Below are 17,298 nucleotides of genomic sequence, written 5' to 3' on the forward strand. Positions count from 1 at the left end.
CCAATGCCTTAAAAGAGGTGGTACTACAACAGCAGGTGCTGCATGCAGATGAAACACCGGTCACCATCATGCGGATGGGTGAGAATGATAAAAAACCGAAGAAAGGTTATGTCTGGGCCTATGCCACCACACAGTACAATCCAGTTCAGGCGGTGATCTATGACTTTCAGGATAGTCGTTCAGGCCAGCATGCTGCAGAGTTCTTGAAAGGCTGGCAGGGTTATCTAGTCTGTGATGATTACAGTGGTTATAAAGCACGCTTTAAATCAGGTCAGGTCATTGAGGTGGGCTGCATGGCCCATGCACGTCGTAAATTCCATGAACTGCATGTAACTGGGAAAAGTCAGGTCGCTGAACAGGCATTAGTGCTGATTCAGAAACTGTATGCGATAGAAGCAGAACTCAGGAAAAAGACCGATGGTACAGCGGAAGACCGCCGCGAATACCGACAACAGCATAGTCAACCAGTGATGCAACAACTATATGAATGGCTCAACCAACATCATCTGACAGTGCCATCGAGTTCTCCTACCGCCAAGGCGATCAATTACACTCTGAAGCGTTGGCCAGCCTTAAGCCGCTATCTGGATGATGGCAATCTACCTATTTGCAATAACTGGGTGGAAAACCAGATGCGCCCCTGGGCGTTGGGACGTAAGAACTGGTTATTTGCAGGTTCGCTGCGCAGCGGTCAGCGAGCAGCCAATATTATGACATTAATCCAGTCAGCAAAGCTGAATGGGCTGGATCCCTATGCCTATTTAAGTGATGTGCTGAAAAGGTTGCCGACACATAAAGTGACTCAGATTGAAGAATTGCTACCACACCGCTGGAAACCTGAACCGAATTAAAAAATAGGCATGGGGTTCAGCGGACGCTTACGAAGAAGCAGCCTAAAATATATAAAGGCATAAAAAAAATATGGGATTATTTATACCCAATTTACGCGGTATTTTCTAGTAATTGCATGAAAGTTTTGTGGAATTAATCACATGAAAAGTAATAAAATAATAGGTTTTGACGATGGTCATCACGTAAATAAAAAATGAGCAGAATGTACTGCTCATTTTTGATGAATTTTCAGCATTACATCACATATTAATCATGGTATTCACCATGCCATTTAACTGAGATGTTCTCCAAATAAACCTAAGGCTTCTTCGGCACTAAAGCTATATTGTGTGCTGCAGAATTGACAATCCATAGTAATAGGGTTCTGATGTTCCAAAGTTTCACGTACCGCAGCAACACCAATTTGCATTAAGGCATTGGCACAGCGCTCTTTGGAGCAAGTGCAACCAAAACGTAAGGCTTCCACTTCAGGCAAACGCACTTGTTCTTCATTGTATAAACGGTACAAAATTTCATTGACGTCTAAATCAGTCAATTCTTCCGCTTTTAAGGTTTCAGTCAGCATGGTCACACGCGGCCATAAATCTTCATCGACCCGTTGTTGTTCTTCTTCACTGTTACGCGGCAACAATTGAATCAGCAAACCGCCCGCACGTTCGGCATTGCTTGCCAACACAATACGAGTTGGAATTTGTGCCGATAAGTCGTAATACTGCATTAAACATTCAGCTAAATTGGCTTTGTCCAAAGGCACAATACCTTGATAACGCTCACCAAATTCAGGCTCGATATTAATAAACAGTACAGGACTGACCAAACTTTTCAGGACGGTACTGCTGTCTTCAGCGCTTAAAAAGCGCGGGTCTTGTTCGTAGTCTGCCAACGCACGCACTTCACCCAAGTGGTTACATTCCGCCATGGCCCATTTAAATGTGCCAGATGCCTGAATTTGTAAGCTAATACGCCCTTTAATTTTTAGGGTACTGGCCAGTAGGGCAGTGGCGCAAAGCATTTCTCCCAACAACACTTGTACCGCAGGCACATAATCACGTTGTTTCAAAATGGTTTGCAAAGCTTCTTCGAGATGAACTACTTCACCACGAACAGGGCTATCTTCAATAAAAAAGCGTTGGCGTAAATCAGACATAAAATTCTCCATAACCCTGTTTTAATGGTGGCAATATTGTAAAACACAAGTCAGTTTGCTGCATCACGTGTTACATCAATATGACTGCTATGCAAGCCGCGTTTTAAATCGACACCCAAGGGCATTTCACGGTTTTGTGCATCACTTTCAAACAGGTGTTCCAGTTCTGCCAAAGCGTTACGATGGGTTTCATATACTTTTTGTTCATCGGTATAAATGTGCTGCTGTTGTGCCAAGAGTTGTTCATCATAATCACGGAACAACTCAATGCTTTTATAGGCATCTTTTTCATTAATGCCCAAATCGCGCAAAGCCTGATAGGCCATGCCTAAAGAGGATAAATACGTTTCACGCCAAATATAGGTAACGCCTAAATCGCGCAATAAGTGCACATGATGACGATCACGAGCGCGTACCAGTAATTTTAGCGCTGGATAATTCAGGCGAATATGCCGTGCCACGTTCATTGAGTCTTCAATATCATCAATGGCTAGAATAAAGATTTTGGCATGCTCGATGCCTGCGGCACGTAAAATTTCAGGTTGAGTGGCATCGCCATAATAGACTTTACCGCCGTAATTCCGCACAAAATCAATTTTATCCATATTGCTGTCGATGGCAGTAAAGTGCAGATGCTGCAAGTACGCCACACGGGCAATAATTTGTCCAAAACGACCAAAACCCGCAATAATCATGGGGTGATGTGTATCGGGAATTTCGTCATATTCAGGCGATTTTTCACGTTCTAAGCGAGGAATAATTTGACTGCTCATCAACCAATATAAAATTGGGGTCAACACCATCGACAAAGTCACAATTAAGGTCAGTGGTTGCAGCATGGCCTGGCTGAGCACACTTTCACTTTGTGCGACACTGAGCACCACAAAGGCAAACTCACCGCCTTGTGCCAAGCAAGTCGCCAACAACAAACTATTGCGCCAAGAATATTGGAAATAACGGGCAATGGCCGTGAGGCTAATCAGTTTGATGAGCAGGAGCAGCAATGCACCGCCTACAATCAGCCAAGGGGTATTCATTAAGATTGCCAGTTCGGTGCTCATCCCGACGGTCATAAAAAATAAGCCTAGCAATAAGCCTTTGAATGGGGCAATACTGGCTTCTAACTCATGTCTAAATTCGGAATCTGCCAACAATACGCCTGTTAAAAATGCACCTAAGGTGGTGCTAATGCCCAGCACATCCATAATGCTGACCACGCCAAGTACAATGAATAAACCGACAGCAGTGATCAGTTCATGTGCGCCACTTTTAGCCACAAAACGAAAAAATGGACGCATGAGATAACGGCTAAATAAGAACAAACCGCTAAAGGTCGCCATGATTGCAGCAAAATAAGCAATGCCATGATGAGTCGATTCTGCACCTGCTAACATGGGAATGATGGCAATTAAAGGAATGGCGGCAATATCTTGAAACAGCAGAATGGAAAAGGATTGTTGTCCATAACTGCTGTTGAGTTGCTGCTTTTCTTGCAACATTTGTAGCACAAAGGCTGTAGAGGAAAGTGCCAGTGCAAAACCTATCACCACACTTGAGGCAATGCCTTGCTGTAAGGCAAAAAAAGCCAAGATTGCAAGTAGAATACCCGTGATGCCGACCTGTAAACTACCCAAAACAAAAATGGGCTTGCGCATTTCCCACAGCCGTTGTGGACGCAGTTCTAAGCCAATAATAAACATCAGGAACACCACACCATATTCTGCCAGTTCCTGAATATCATCGGGGTCGCTGGCAATATTGAATACGCTAGGCCCTAGCAAAATGCCTGTAAACAAATAGCCCAATACGGTCGCAATACCAAAGCGTTTTAGTAAGGGAACCAAAACCAATGAAGCGCCTAGAAAAATGGTTATTTGTAACAATAAGGACATGTGGTCATCCAAAGTTTAAAGCGGTGGATTATTGAAATAAGTGCTGATACAGCTAAGTTTCAATTTACAGTATTAGCTAAATTCTTGCGGATCTATATCTAAACTTAGTTTCATGCTGGATGGCTTTTCATGCAACATATTTTGCCACCAGTTCCTGATATAAAAATGTAAGCGTGCCCGATCTTTAGACAACAACACCATGTGTGCATGGAAACGTCCTGCTTTACGTTCCATTGGCGCAGGAATCGGCCCCCAAATTTCAATTAATTGTTCTGAATGTTCTCTAAGCCATTGTGCATGTTGTTGTAAAAATTGCTGGTTTAATTCCTGACTTTTAGATTCACAGCGAATCAAAGCACTGTAACGATAAGGCGGTAATTGTGCAGCTTTGCGTTCTTTTAAACTTTGTTTGGCGAACTTGCGGTAATCTCCCTCGACCAATGTGGTGAGAAGTGGATGATCAGGACGCACACTTTGCAAATAAACATCACCTTTATGCTCACCACGCCCTGCACGTCCCGCCACTTGCACAATCAGTTGAGCCGTGCGTTCAGGTGCGCGAATATCCACACTAAGTAAGCCTGAATCAATATCTAAAATTGCCACCAATGTCACATACGGAAAATGATGCCCTTTGGCCAGCATTTGCGTGCCCAATAAAATCAGTGGTTCGCTGCGTTGAATACGGTCATAAATTTTTTGCCAACTGCCAACACGACTGGTTGAGTCACGATCTACCCGAATCACATCTACATTGGGAAACAGCTCGTTTAAACTGTCTTCGACTTTGGCAGTGCCCATGCCAATTGGTTTGAGTTCTGCATGGTTGCAGGCAGGGCATTGCTCAGGTTTACGATGAATCGTACCGCAGTGGTGGCAATGCAAATGTGTATAAGGTTGATGATGCAAGGTAAAGTTGGCATCACAATTCGGGCATTTGGCTTGCCATGCACAGCTCTCACAAATCAATACGGGTGCATAGCCGCGTCGGTTTAAAAACACCAAAACTTGTTCTTTTTTAGCCAAGCGTTTTTTGATTTCATCAATCAATTGTTGGCTAATACCGTGCTGTTTTTTGGCAATTTTTAAATCAATCAGGTGGATTTTGGGCATGAGTGCCGTGCCCGCGCGTTGATTTAATTCCAGACATTGCATTTTGCCTTGATCGACTAGTGCATAGCTGTCAATGCTTGGAGTTGCCGAACCTAAAATAACAGGGCAATTTTCCAGATGGGCACGATAGAGCGCAACATCACGGGCATGGTAGCGAAAACCTTCCTGCTGTTTAAAAGACAGGTCGTGTTCTTCATCTAAAATAATCAAGCCTAAATTTGGCAATGGGGTATAAATCGCAGAACGTGTACCTAAAATAATCGAGGCTTTGCCCGTTTGTGCGGCTTGCCACGCCTGCAAACGCTTAGAATCATTTAAACCTGAATGTAAGAGGGCGATGTGGCAGTGAAAACGCGATTGGAAACGGCTAATGGTTTGTGGCGTTAGACCAATTTCAGGTACTAACACCAACACTTGTTTGCCCTGTTTTAGTACCTCATGCATGATGTGTAAGTACACTTCAGTTTTACCGCTACCCGTTAAACCATCCAGTAAAAATGCCTTATATTGCTGCCGTACTTTAAGTACGCTGTCGATGGCTTTTTTCTGATCTGGATTAGGGGTTAAAGGCATTTGCGCCAAAGTCACTGGCATTGGGCTAAAATCTTGGGCTTCCAAAACACATGCGCAAATTTCTTTATTCGCCAAGGCTTTTAGGGTTGCTGTTTCAATGCCTGCCAAATTTAAAATATTTTCAGAAGTTCCCGAAGGGTGCAGCTTTAAAATTTTATAGGCTTCTTGCTGTTTTTCCGAACGTGTAATTTTGGCTTCGGCATGTGCATCCAACAATTTCCAAGTACGTGCTAATAAGTTATAGGGTTTGGCTTGGCGCAATAAACTAGGCAAGGCGCTTTGCATCACCTCACCAATCGGGAATTGATAATATTGTGCCGACCATGTCAACAAAGTTAAAACTTTAGGGTCTAAAATCGCTTGCTCATCTAACAGTTCGCTAATGGCTTTGAGTTTAAAACGTGGATCAATTGGGGTATCGAGTGCCAGTTTTTCGACAATAATCCCGACCAAGTTTTGCCGACCAAAAGAAACCAAGACCCGTGCGCCCACTTCTGCTTGCTGATATTGAGCTGCACTGAGCATATAATCGAAGCAGTCGTAAAGATACACAGGCACAGCCACTCGAATACGATAAACAGGCTGTCGGTCTAAAGTTGAATCTGGCATAGAAAAAGTCGTATCGTCCTGTGAAAATGGCTTCGTGCTCGACTTTGGCATGTGTTAGAGTGAGCACAGAATTTATATCTAAGAATATGAATGATTTTAGTGGTCAGACGCAACCGCGTTGCAAGAAATTTTGGAAAATTAGAGCATTACAATGCCAGCATATCAATTTACGGCCATTGACGCTTCAGGGAAGCAGCAAAAAGGTGTTTTAGAGGGTGATTCTGCACGACAAATCCGTCAGCAATTACGCGACAAAGAATGGATTCCTGTCAGTGTTGATGCCGTTGAACAAAAAGATAAACACAGTGGTAAACAGTGGTTTAAGAAAAAAATCACAGCCTATGATTTGGCTTTGCTGACCCGTCAGTTATCGGTTTTGGTGGCTGCTGCGATTCCTTTAGAAGAAGCCGTTCGCGCTGTGGGTAAACAAAGTGAAAAAGCCCATGTGCAAAATTTGCTGATGTCGGTGCGTTCCAAAGTATTGGAAGGTTATTCATTGGCCAATGCTTTACAACAATCGGGGCGTTTTCCAGACTTATATATTGCCACCATAGCCGCAGGTGAGCGTTCGGGGCATTTGGATTTAATTCTGGAACAATTGGCAGATTACACCGAAAACCGCTTTGCCATGCAGAAAAAAATTCAAGGGGCGATGATTTATCCCATCATTTTAATGCTGATGTCTTTTGCGATTGTGATGGGTCTAATGACCTATGTTGTACCTGACATCGTTAAAACCTTTGATCAAAGTAAAGACGCCTTGCCGTGGATCACCGTGGCATTAATGAAAGCCAGTGACTTTATTCGTATTGCATGGCCATTTTTACTGGTGGTTTCTGTGGTCGGAGTATTGTTGATGGCGCGTTTTTTACGCACCACCGCAGGGCATTATGCCTTTGACCGTTTAACCTTAAAGTTGCCGTTATTTGCAAAATTATCACGTGGGATTAATGCTGCGCGTTTTGCCAGTACCTTGTCTATTTTGACTCAGTCGGGTGTGCCTTTGGTGGATGCGCTAAAAATTGGTGCTGCGGTCAGTAACAACTGGGTCATTCGAGATGCGGTCAATTTGGCGGCAGAAAAAGTCACCGAAGGTGGTAACTTGGCGACGCAATTGGAGCGTAGTGGTTATTTCCCACCGATGATGGTACAAATGATCAAAAGTGGTGAAGCTTCGGGCGAGTTAGACCGTATGCTGTCACGTGCTTCAGACATGCAAGACCGTGAAGTGACTACGCTTATTTCCACTCTTTTGGCACTATTAGAACCGTTGATGTTGGTACTGATGGCGAGTATTGTATTGGTGATTGTGATTGCGGTCATGTTGCCAATTGTGAATATGAACAATATGATTTAAATCAATTTAAAGCAAGGTTCTTCAAACTGAACCAAAAATTAATGTCGAATTGATATAAATAAATGAGAGAGATTGAATGAAACAGAAGCAATCGAGCAAACAGTCAGGTTTTACCCTGATTGAAGTCATGGTGGTGATTGTAATTTTAGGTGTGTTGGCGGCTTTAATCGTACCGAATGTAATGGGACGTGGTGAAAAAGCCAAAGTCGATACCACGGTAATTACCTTAAAAGGTGTGGCTGGCGCACTCGATCAATACAAACTTGATAATCAAAAATATCCTTCAATGCAAGACGGTGGTTTAGATGCCTTAGTGAATCAGCCTGCTTCGGCTAAAAACTGGTTGCCAGGCGGTTATGTGAAAGGGGGCTATCCGAAAGACAGTTGGGACAATGACATTCAATATGTCATTCCAGGTTCAGAAGGTCGAGCGTTTGACTTGTATTCTTTTGGTGCAGATGGTCAGCAGGGCGGTGAAGGCACCGATGCCGATATTTATTATCAGCCTTAATGAAAGATAAACTGAGTCTATATATTGATTTAGTGAGTTTCCATAAAAAAAACCGAGCATTAAGCGCTCGGTTTTTTTATGAATGGTCGTTTCTAAGCACTATTGAACAGTATTATTAACGACGTGATTTAAACGATACATCTACCTGACGTGGTCGATAAATCCACCCTAGAATTAACAACAGCAATGAGAAAATCAGCACAGGCCAATCGCTGAGTTGAGTGTACAGCGTTTGACCTTGCATGGCAGGCAGATCTCCACGCAGTACAAACTCCTGATCCATTGGCGCTTGTTTGACAATATGTCCATGATGGTCAATAAATGCAGTCACCCCTGTATTGGTGGCACGAATAAACCAACGTCCATTTTCTTTGGCACGCATTTGTACCATTTGTAAATGTTGCAACGGCCCTGCAGTACCCGTAAACCACGCATCATTGGATACTGTTACTAAAAAGTCACTTTTGCTGGCATTGCGACGGGTCAGGTTTGGATAAGCCACTTCATAACAAATGGCTGCCCCCAAATGATGCTGCTTAATTGCGAGTGGTTTTTGCTCAGATGCACCACGTGAGAAGCCACTCATGGATGGGTCATTTTGCATCGCAGGTAGTACCCAACTCAGTAAGCCTGAAAGCGGAATATATTCACCAAAAGGCACCAGACGCTGCTTTTTATACAAGCCTTCAGCCGCATCTCCCGTTGCCATAATGCTGTTGTAATACATTGGATGTTGCTGCACTTGTGATTCAGGCAAGTCCCAATACGGAATACCTGTCACCCACGAACTGCCCGTTTTTTCAGCCTGTGTTTTCATGGCATCCAAAAACGGTTCAATATCGGTCTGGAACATTGGAATGGATGATTCAGGCCAAACAATAATGTCGCGTCCCCATTCAGTTCGGGTCAAGCGGGTATAAATTTCCAAGGTCTTAATTTGGTATTCGGTTAGCCACTTTAAGTCTTGAGGAATGTTGCCTTGAATCAGAGAAACCGAGAGTGGCTTTTCAGATTTTGCAGTTACAAAACTGAGTTGTGCTGCACCCCATGCACCCAAAAGTAAAATTGCCGATGGAATCAGCCAGAAGATACGCTTTTTAAGGACTTCAACCAACGCACAGGCCAGCAAGATGACCACAAAAGACACCCCGAAAATACCAAACAACGGTGCATAGCTATCCAAAAAGCGTTCGGTGAAGGCATAACCTGCAAACAGCCATGGAAAACCTGTAAAGACCCAAGTTTTCGCCCATTCAAAAAATACCCATAGCGGTGCAAAAGTCAGTGGTGTTTCAGGGAAAAACCGACGATATAACCACGTTTGTACGGCAGTAAACAAACCCATCAACAGCGCCATAATGACAATCATCAGCACGCTTAAAAAGGCATTGGTGTCGCCATAGACGTGAATGGATGTATAGAGCCAAAATGCTCCGACAAACCACAACCCAATCCCGTAAGACCAACCAATCAAAAAGGCCTGTTTCGGGGTGCGTTTGCTTAAAGTCGCATACAGCAAAGCAGGTGAAAGTAAGGCAATCCACCAGTAATGATAGGGAGCAAGTGCCAAACTAAACACTGCACCTGCCAATAGGGCAATGATTAATGGATAAATTAAGGGCAGTTGTTGATGTTCTGCAGGATTAGACAGCTTGGAAAAAAAAGTCCTCATTGACGTACGGCTCGAATCAGATGAATAGTGCGGGCATCTGCTTCAAGAATGGTAAACTCCCAGTTGCCAATCACAATCACTTGTCCTTGCAAATCACTCACCAAACCAATTTCCTGAAGCAATAAACCGCCCACAGTTTCTACTTCATCGTCAGAAAAATCTGCATCTAAAACATTATTAAAATGTTCGATTGGTGTAAGTGCTTGTACTAACCAAGTATTTGCCGTTTTTGGGTCGTGATCGGGGATGATGTATTCTGCTTCTTCGTCAATATTGTCGTGTTCATCTTCAATTTCACCGACAATTTCTTCTAAAATATCTTCTAAAGTAACCAAGCCCGAAGTGGTGCCATACTCATCAATCACCACTGCAATATGGGTTTGGGTGTTTTTGAGCATACGCAATACTTGGTCTGAACGAGCACTTTCAGGCACAAATAACGGCTGACGCATTAAGGCGCGAATATCGACTTTGGTTCTTTGTTCGGTCAGTAAAGGCAATAAATCTTTTGCCAATAAAATCCCCACCACGTTGTCGGGTTGGTCAGATGAGAACACAGGAAAACGTGAATGTGCCGATTCGACCAGTACATGCAAAATGTCGAGTAGCTCATCATCTTCTTGTAAGCTAATCATGGCGGTACGTGGGGTCATGACTTCACGGATTTTGGTGGCAGGTAAATCCAGAACACCTTCGAGCATTGCCACCGTATCGGGTTCTAAAAAACGACGTGAATCTTGTACTAATTTTAGCAATTCATCGCGGGTTTCTGGTGCAGTGCCTAACCATTTTCTTAGGCCACGCATACCCCACGATGGGCCTGATTCCTCGTGCATGATCTTTCCTAAAGACTCTTTATATCTAAAAAACTTAGCTTAATCATACCTTAGAAAATACAGTTGTCTATTGCTAATCTTGGGAGAAAATGACGGCAATTACGTCACGAGATGTGTTGCTGTGCGTAGCGGGAACACATAAAACAAGGCTGCGCTTTATGCTAAACTAGCCCGATGTTTTAATATCGAGTCTGTGCATGTCTGAACTTCCTGTCACACCTAGTATTCAACTGAATACCCGCGGTTTGCGTTGCCCTGAACCTGTGATGATGCTGCATCAAGCCATTCGCAAATCTAAGTCTGGCGATGTGGTTGAAGTGTTTGCAACTGACAATTCGACGTCTTGGGATATTCCAAAATTTTGCATGCATTTGGGGCATGAGTTGTTATTGCAAGAAGAACGCTTAGATGAGCAAGGCAATAAAGAATTTCATTATTTGGTGAAAAAAGGCTAATAGGCAAAAATTAGCCTCAGCACTTTTAGAACACTATAATTTAAACACGATAAAATAGTCATGTGATCCATATAGGCATATTTCATTTGCAATTCATGCAAGTTGAAATATGCCTTTTGTGTTTTTAGCCATGACGTTCAACTTTATTTTTAATTTTTCATCAATTTTGCATCAATCCAACCTGCTTCACAGTTTGAGTTAAAAAATGGCGAAACGATCCACGAGTTGCGTTATCTGCTACACATTTTTTAAGGGACTTTTCAACTTTTCTGCATTTATAGGGCAAGTTGTGTGCTTGTGCAAAATCTAACAAAGCTCTGTGTGTTGTATAAGAAATAATTTTTAGAGTGTGAGTTTAGTCTATTGTTTAGTTATTGATGTTTAACAAAATTATTTTAAATATTTTTTAATATATGGAAAAATTAGCCTATAATGCGATCAGTTTATTGAGTTCGATTGCAGAACATTTGGGGATAAAATTAAGCAGATTTGGGGTTTTGCTTGGTTTGAATGTTATATGGCAGTGTTTATGTTTTATAAGGCTGAAAAAGCTGATTAAGCTGTCGCATTAAAGTAGTCAAGTTAAGAAAAATAATTTTGGGGGGCTTAACTGATTGTCTTTATCTTAAAAAAATATGCCATTTAGACTGAGCAAAATCTGCTTAATTTTTTACGTGATCAATCATCAATAAATCTTGCGTTATCATCATTTTGATTGAGTACGGTATGATTTTAGATAAAAAGCAAAACTTTTCTTTAAAGCCACTGAGTGTGGCGTGTTTATTGGCCATGAGTATCTCAGGCTGTTCATCGGGTTCAGGCTCTCAGTCAAGCACGGTTCAAGTCACTGATGTGTTGGGGGCAGAAAATGTCAGCCAAGAAGATCAACCGACTACAAATGAAGGCATTGGCAGCGGAGTAGAGCAACCTGTCGCACCATCTGCACCCATTACCGATCAACCTCCTGTGAATTTAGAGCTAGATCATGGCGATGTATCATCCAATGGTGGTGGTTTGAGTGGTGGCAGTACAGATCATGGCAATACATCACCAACTGAAGATTCACTTTTAGACAGCAATGATGCTGTACCTAGCGATGATGCTACCGTTTTAGAAAATAATGATGTCAATCAGCCTGATACGATACCTACACTTGAATCACCTCCGTCAGAAGTAGAGCAACCAGTCGATGTGGTAGCTCCACCAGTAGCCGAGCCTGTTTTAACCGACACCGTCTTGGTCGATAGTGCGATTCAAGATATTGAAGTACCACAAGATACATCTGAAGTTGAGATGGGTAGTACGATTCAAGAACTTGAACCCTCACAAAACACTTTAGAAGTCGAAACAGGCAGTGCATTTCTTGAAACGAAGGCAATTTAACCATCACAGGCAACTATTCGATGCAGATTGCTGCAGATCAGCAGCAACATGCGGGTTTTAAAGCACGTTTTGGCAATTTTCTGACGGTAACGGGAACCGCCAATTTGGCAGGGACTTTGAACCTGTTTGATGAAGTGCCACTTGATCAGCCACTTATTACTGCACAAGGTTCACAAACTACCGTATTACGTGCGCAACAAGGCGTACAGCGTGAGTTCGATGCTTATCGCTCAAGCAATCCATTATTTGAGTTGACACAAGTTAGTTATCGTCCTGAACTGAATGCAACGGGCGAGCCTGTACGTGCGGCAGATACAATCAATACCGATGTGGTGATTACGGCAAAGCGTAAATCGACTGAAACGGTGGCGGCTCTTGCTGCTGAACTTGAAGGACGTACTCAGGTTGCCCGTAATTTAGATGTAGTTTTAGCAAGTCTTGATCAGAAACAACAGTTAGAAACGCTGGAAGATGCTGAAAAAGTTTTTGCCAATCGCTTATTTAACAATTTTGCTCAAACTATACGTTATAGCAATGCTGCTGAAAGTACAGTTTCTACGCAGGCATTGAATCAACTGTTTCATCAACTTGATCCAAGTTTTTATGCCAATACCGTTTTAAATGTCGCAGAAGAAAGCAGCAAGCAAGAACGTCAGTTTGCACAGCGTTTTGCAACCGCACAACCCAAACAGCTTTGGTTTTCGGGTGATTACCAAAGTTATGATATGGATTATGTCGGCTTAAATAGTGAGCGCCGTAGTCATCATCAAGGTGTTGGTGTGGCAACAAAACTGGCAGGGATGACCTTGGCAGCGCAGGCCGATTTCAGTCAACTGAACTTAGATGATGCCGTACAAACAGGCTCAAAAAATAGCAGTCAGAGCAAAGCCTATGCACTAACTATGGGGACAGCACAGCAGCTTAATCGTGATTTAAGTGTCGCGGCATGGTTAAAAGGCATGCAGGTGGATGTTGACGCGCAGCGTGGTCATGCTCAAGCACAAAGAATACAGTTTGATGGACAAATGTATGCCGCAGGTTTGCGTCTAGATTATAGCTATCCACTCAGTCAAAAAATGCAGATTCAACCGTATTTAGACGCTTCGTTCCAACATTATGTTCATGCCGAACAAACTCAGCAGGATGGTGTCAACAGCTTAGATGATTTGGTGATGCAGCGCTGGAATTTTGGTGCAGGTTTGCAAGCCAATTACCAGTTGAATCCAGCATGGCAATTGCAAGGCAGCTTGTATTACAGCCAACCGATTCAGGAAAAAGCATATTTAGATACCCATTATGTAGGCACAGCGGAGAAACTGAAGTTTGATGCATGGCATGCCGATCAAGGTCAATATCATGCTGCCTTAGGTTCACAACTTCACTTTGGACAACATAGTTTTCTCAATTTGAATTATGAATATAGCGGGCGATCACATAGCGACAGTCATCGGGTACAGTTGGCGGTAACGACTCGATTCTAATTGATCGTTTTATTCATGAGAAAGTCATGAAAAAGCGTAGATTTGCGTATGAATGAGAAGTTTGAATCTTGATTGAAACAGCCATGTAGATAAATCTGCATGGCTGTTTTTTAGATCACAGTCAAATGGACTGAGTTTTAGACCGCATAGCGACTCATTAAAGTCAGTGGTGCTTTGGACTGTAAATAATCGGCAGGAATAAATACGATATTGGCAGCGTGTTGCTGTGCTGCATCAATAATATGGTTGATCACATCGTCTGTGGCTTGTGCGCTGTCAGGTGCGTGCGCTTGATCTAGATAAATTCGTTGCTGGTCGGTATCGACCCAACCCGCCTGCATGTAGCCTTGTTGAACATATAAAGTATCGACATTATTTTGCAACACTGCCTGATAAATTTGCTGCAGATCGGTCACAACACGGTCACTGGCATAGAGTTCATCCAGTTGCTGCGCATGTTGCTGATGCAATTGTTGTTGATGGCTTTTTAGCTCGGTCTGAATACTGTCAATAATGTGTTGTGCGCTGCCTTGTTCTAGCTGAGTGACGTTATCTACACTGAAAATAATGGCATTGGGTTGGTCGCAAATAGATTCATAAAAACTGATATTGCGTCGATCACCCACAATGACCAAGCCCAATGGCTCACTGGCACGTACAGTTTGCACATTTTTATCGACACGGTTTAAAAACTCTTTGAGTAAACGGTCTTCATTGGCGGCTGTGGCACGTTCTGCACCGCTGGTGCTATATAAGTTATCATTTTGAACAGGAAATGCACCATGTGGCAGTCGTTCATTCAAGTCGCTGTCATCTACAGAAAACTCATGGATTACACGATCATTGGAGGCCTTAATCAGACGTCCAACTTCACGACTGATCACTACCACATAGTATTGCACTGCATAAGATAGCTCACGAATAAAATCACGCACTGAAAATTGTTGATCAATCACAATACGTTCTTGGGTAGGGAATGGCAGACGCAGTACTTGTGCACTGTCGGCTGTGGCAAAAATAGCCAGACTGTCTAAATGGTAGTTGGGATTCAAATCTTTGGTTTGATGATGAATCTGTTCTAAAATTTGTGCCACCAGACGTTTGTCATAGTCTGCCAACAGGCGTTCTTCGAGTTGTTTAAGTTGGTTTTTAAGAGCAATCACATCTTGCTGATTGTCTGGAAAGGTACGATGTGTGGGTAGAAATAAGCTGACTGCAGGTTGTGCCTGCACATTTTTAAGTTGGTTGAGGGTGTCTGTTAAATTAAGCATGTTGGAATTCCTCTTCTAATGAAAATAAGAAGAACAACCAAATGCTTGAGCAAGATAAAACTCAAAGTACTGCTTTATACTCCACTCAAGTCAGTTTTAGTCAGCATCTACAACATTTTGCTACCGTGCTAAGTGCTGCATAAAATGCCGAATAGCATTGTATAAAAGCTGACAAAACAACATTTTCGGTTGTTCAAGTCTGAAAAAAACGAAATAAAAAACTAAAAATAGAAAAGATAAAAAATAAGCAAAAACAGCATAACAAGGAAAGTTATTCAATCGCCTGCTTTTGAATAGAGAAATACCTGAAAAATGTAAGGGATTATGAGACCTTGGTAATTTTGTAAACTGTGTATAAAAAAGCAGTGCCGAGGCACTGCTTTTGGGTTTCTCAATTGCGATTCGCAATTACATATTCGGGTAATTCGGACCACCGCCACCTTCAGGTGTTACCCAAGTGATGTTCTGTGATGGGTCTTTAATGTCACAAGTCTTACAGTGAACACAGTTGGCTGCGTTAATCTGGAAGCGTTTTGAACCATCATCATTTTCCATGATTTCATAAACACCCGCAGGGCAGTAGCGCTGTGCAGGCTCATCCCATTTAGGTAAGTTTACGTTCACTGGAATAGAGGTATCTGTCAACTTTAAGTGTGCTGGCTGATTTTCTTCATGTACGGTATTCGATACGAACACTGAAGATAAACGGTCAAAAGTCAGCTTGCCATCTGGTTTTGGATAGTTCGGTTTAAAGCTGGTTGCATCTACAGTTTTGAGTGCGCTGAAATCAGGCACTAAATCATGCAAAGTAAATGGTACTTTAAACACGTTCTGGTCGATAAAGTTAAACGCACCACCCATCCATTGACCAAACTTATGCATTGCAGGGCCAAAGTTACGTGCGCTATAAAGTTCTTCTTTCAGCCAGCTGTTGTTGAATTTTTCAGTGTAAGCCGTTAGCTCTTTCACAAAGAAATCTTCGCCTTCAGTTACGCGAGCAATCGCCAAGTCACCGCCTTTTGCGACACCTGCAGCAATCGCTTCAAATACTGCTTCACCGCAAAGCATGCCAGACTTCATGGCGGTATGAGAGCCTTTGATTTTGGCAAAGTTTAAGAAGCCTGCATCATCACCAATTAAAGAACCACCTGGGAAGGTGAATTTTGGCAATGAGTTAAAGCCACCTTTGGTCACAGCACGTGCACCATAAGAAATACGCTTGCCGCCTTCTAGATACTGTTTAATTAGAGGGTGAGTTTTCCAGCGCTGCATTTCCATAAATGGATACATGTGTGGGTTGGTATACGACAAGTCCACAATCATACCCAAAGTCACTTGGTTGTTTTCTGCGTGGTATAACCACCAACCGCCTGACGAACCTGTTTCACTTAATGGCCAGCCTGCACCGTGCATGACTAAACCTGGTTTGTGTTTTGCAGGGTCAATTTCCCAAAGTTCTTTAATACCAATCCCGTAGTGTTGCGGATCGGCATCTTTATCCAAATTGAATTGCTGGATTAAACGCTTACCTAAATGACCACGACAGCCTTCTGCGAAAATGGTGTATTTGGCATGTAGTTCATAACCCGGTGTGAAGTTATGCGTTGGCTCGCCATCTTTACCAATGCCCATGTCACCAGTTTGGATGCCTTTAACCGTACCATCGGCATGGTAAAGAATTTCAGATGCCGCAAAGCCAGGGAAAATAGAAACTTCTAATTCTTCGGCTTTTTGACCTAACCAACGCACCACGTTGCCTAACGAGATCACGTAGTTACCATCGTTATGCATGGTTTTAGGCACCATCCAATGCGGTGCTTGCTGAGCTTTTTCAGGTGACATCAAGAAGAAAGTTTTATCTTCAGTCACAGGCACATTTAAAGGCGCACCTTCTTCTTTCCAGTTAGGAAATAACTCGTTGATGGCGCGAGGCTCAAGAATTGCACCCGAAAGGATATGCGCACCAACTTCAGAGCCTTTTTCGACCACACAAACGGACAGATCATTTAAATTGTTTTCAATTGCAAGTTGACGAATTTTGATCGCAGCAGAAAGACCCGCAGGGCCTGCGCCTACGATGACTACGTCAAACTCCATCGATTCACGTTCGATGTGTTCCATGTAGGACTCCTCATATAATTGAAGG

At 42.8% G+C, this 17,298-nt stretch carries 13 protein-coding genes; 6 read left to right on the forward strand and 7 right to left on the reverse strand.

Annotated features, from left to right (window positions below):
- A partial coding sequence (locus ACEO2X_RS03370) for an IS66 family transposase (RefSeq protein WP_371971078.1) occupies positions 1 to 851 on the forward strand: 851 nt, incomplete at its 5' end.
- A gap of 272 nt (positions 852 to 1,123) precedes the next feature.
- On the opposite strand, the gene hslO is transcribed toward ACEO2X_RS03370, so the two are convergent.
- The 3 genes from hslO to ACEO2X_RS03385 all read right to left on the reverse strand — a co-directional run bounded on the left by hslO (position 1,124) and on the right by ACEO2X_RS03385 (position 6,186).
- Positions 1,124 to 1,999, reverse strand: a complete 876-nt coding sequence (gene hslO / locus ACEO2X_RS03375; protein WP_004975941.1) for an Hsp33 family molecular chaperone HslO — start codon at positions 1,997 to 1,999, stop codon at positions 1,124 to 1,126.
- 50 nt (positions 2,000 to 2,049) lie between these two features.
- Complete coding sequence (locus ACEO2X_RS03380) at positions 2,050 to 3,891, reverse strand: monovalent cation:proton antiporter-2 (CPA2) family protein (RefSeq protein WP_154321101.1); 1,842 nt, start codon at positions 3,889 to 3,891, stop codon at positions 2,050 to 2,052.
- Positions 3,892 to 3,963: 72 nt separating this feature from the next.
- The gene (locus tag ACEO2X_RS03385) at positions 3,964 to 6,186 is read right to left on the reverse strand and encodes a primosomal protein N' (RefSeq protein ID WP_371971079.1); all 2,223 of its coding nucleotides are present in this window, start codon (positions 6,184 to 6,186) and stop codon (positions 3,964 to 3,966) included.
- Between the two features lie 151 nt (positions 6,187 to 6,337).
- Here ACEO2X_RS03385 and gspF point away from each other — a divergent pair, with 151 nt between their 5' ends.
- Positions 6,338 to 7,543: a type II secretion system inner membrane protein GspF gene (gene gspF / locus ACEO2X_RS03390; protein ID WP_371971080.1), complete on the forward strand. Its 1,206-nt coding sequence runs from the start codon at positions 6,338 to 6,340 to the stop codon at positions 7,541 to 7,543.
- A gap of 76 nt (positions 7,544 to 7,619) precedes the next feature.
- Positions 7,620 to 8,054 carry a type II secretion system major pseudopilin GspG gene (gene gspG / locus ACEO2X_RS03395; protein ID WP_371971081.1) on the forward strand — a complete coding sequence of 145 codons (435 nt, stop codon included), beginning with the start codon at positions 7,620 to 7,622 and terminating at the stop codon, positions 8,052 to 8,054.
- Positions 8,055 to 8,169: 115 nt separating this feature from the next.
- On the opposite strand, the gene lnt is transcribed toward gspG, so the two are convergent.
- Entirely contained in the window at positions 8,170 to 9,726 is a 1,557-nt protein-coding gene (gene lnt, locus ACEO2X_RS03400; protein ID WP_371971082.1) for an apolipoprotein N-acyltransferase, read from the reverse strand.
- Positions 9,723 to 10,562 carry a CBS domain-containing protein gene (locus ACEO2X_RS03405; RefSeq protein WP_004975954.1) on the reverse strand — a complete coding sequence of 280 codons (840 nt, stop codon included), beginning with the start codon at positions 10,560 to 10,562 and terminating at the stop codon, positions 9,723 to 9,725. The genes lnt and ACEO2X_RS03405 overlap by 4 nt, the downstream gene beginning before the upstream one ends.
- A 197-nt stretch (positions 10,563 to 10,759) precedes the next feature.
- Between ACEO2X_RS03405 and tusA the strand changes: the two genes are divergently transcribed.
- The 3 genes from tusA (at position 10,760) to ACEO2X_RS03420 (ending at position 13,881) form a co-directional block, all read left to right on the forward strand.
- On the forward strand, positions 10,760 to 11,017 hold the full coding sequence (tusA, locus tag ACEO2X_RS03410; protein ID WP_004975955.1) for a sulfurtransferase TusA: 258 nt from the start codon (positions 10,760 to 10,762) through the stop codon (positions 11,015 to 11,017).
- Positions 11,018 to 11,743: 726 nt separating this feature from the next.
- Positions 11,744 to 12,400, forward strand: a complete 657-nt coding sequence (locus ACEO2X_RS03415) for a hypothetical protein (protein WP_317097960.1) — start codon at positions 11,744 to 11,746, stop codon at positions 12,398 to 12,400.
- Between the two features lie 20 nt (positions 12,401 to 12,420).
- Positions 12,421 to 13,881 carry an autotransporter outer membrane beta-barrel domain-containing protein gene (locus ACEO2X_RS03420; RefSeq protein ID WP_371971083.1) on the forward strand — a complete coding sequence of 487 codons (1,461 nt, stop codon included), beginning with the start codon at positions 12,421 to 12,423 and terminating at the stop codon, positions 13,879 to 13,881.
- 137 nt (positions 13,882 to 14,018) lie between these two features.
- Here ACEO2X_RS03420 and ACEO2X_RS03425 read toward each other — a convergent pair whose 3' ends face one another.
- Both ACEO2X_RS03425 and ACEO2X_RS03430 read right to left on the reverse strand, forming a co-directional pair.
- Positions 14,019 to 15,152: a hypothetical protein gene (locus ACEO2X_RS03425; protein ID WP_179988487.1), complete on the reverse strand. Its 1,134-nt coding sequence runs from the start codon at positions 15,150 to 15,152 to the stop codon at positions 14,019 to 14,021.
- A gap of 408 nt (positions 15,153 to 15,560) precedes the next feature.
- Positions 15,561 to 17,273 (reverse strand): electron transfer flavoprotein-ubiquinone oxidoreductase, encoded by a 1,713-nt coding sequence (locus ACEO2X_RS03430; RefSeq protein ID WP_004975965.1) that lies wholly within the window; start codon positions 17,271 to 17,273, stop codon positions 15,561 to 15,563.
- Between the last annotated feature and the right edge of the window lie 25 nt (positions 17,274 to 17,298).

The sequence above is a fragment of the Acinetobacter sp. AL9 genome, from assembly GCF_041464035.1.
Classification (GTDB): domain Bacteria; phylum Pseudomonadota; class Gammaproteobacteria; order Pseudomonadales; family Moraxellaceae; genus Acinetobacter; species Acinetobacter towneri.

Coding starts and splice junctions, on each gene's coding strand:
- hslO (WP_004975941.1), bottom strand. CDS start 1,999: ATGTCTGATTTACGCCAACGCTTTTTTATTGAAGATAGCCCTGTTCGT.
- ACEO2X_RS03380 (WP_154321101.1), bottom strand. CDS start 3,891: ATGTCCTTATTGTTACAAATAACCATTTTTCTAGGCGCTTCATTGGTT.
- ACEO2X_RS03385 (WP_371971079.1), bottom strand. CDS start 6,186: ATGCCAGATTCAACTTTAGACCGACAGCCTGTTTATCGTATTCGAGTG.
- gspF (WP_371971080.1), top strand. CDS start 6,338: ATGCCAGCATATCAATTTACGGCCATTGACGCTTCAGGGAAGCAGCAA.
- gspG (WP_371971081.1), top strand. CDS start 7,620: ATGAAACAGAAGCAATCGAGCAAACAGTCAGGTTTTACCCTGATTGAA.
- lnt (WP_371971082.1), bottom strand. CDS start 9,726: ATGAGGACTTTTTTTTCCAAGCTGTCTAATCCTGCAGAACATCAACAA.
- ACEO2X_RS03405 (WP_004975954.1), bottom strand. CDS start 10,562: ATGCACGAGGAATCAGGCCCATCGTGGGGTATGCGTGGCCTAAGAAAA.
- tusA (WP_004975955.1), top strand. CDS start 10,760: ATGTCTGAACTTCCTGTCACACCTAGTATTCAACTGAATACCCGCGGT.
- ACEO2X_RS03415 (WP_317097960.1), top strand. CDS start 11,744: ATGATTTTAGATAAAAAGCAAAACTTTTCTTTAAAGCCACTGAGTGTG.
- ACEO2X_RS03420 (WP_371971083.1), top strand. CDS start 12,421: ATGCAGATTGCTGCAGATCAGCAGCAACATGCGGGTTTTAAAGCACGT.
- ACEO2X_RS03425 (WP_179988487.1), bottom strand. CDS start 15,152: ATGCTTAATTTAACAGACACCCTCAACCAACTTAAAAATGTGCAGGCA.
- ACEO2X_RS03430 (WP_004975965.1), bottom strand. CDS start 17,273: ATGGAACACATCGAACGTGAATCGATGGAGTTTGACGTAGTCATCGTA.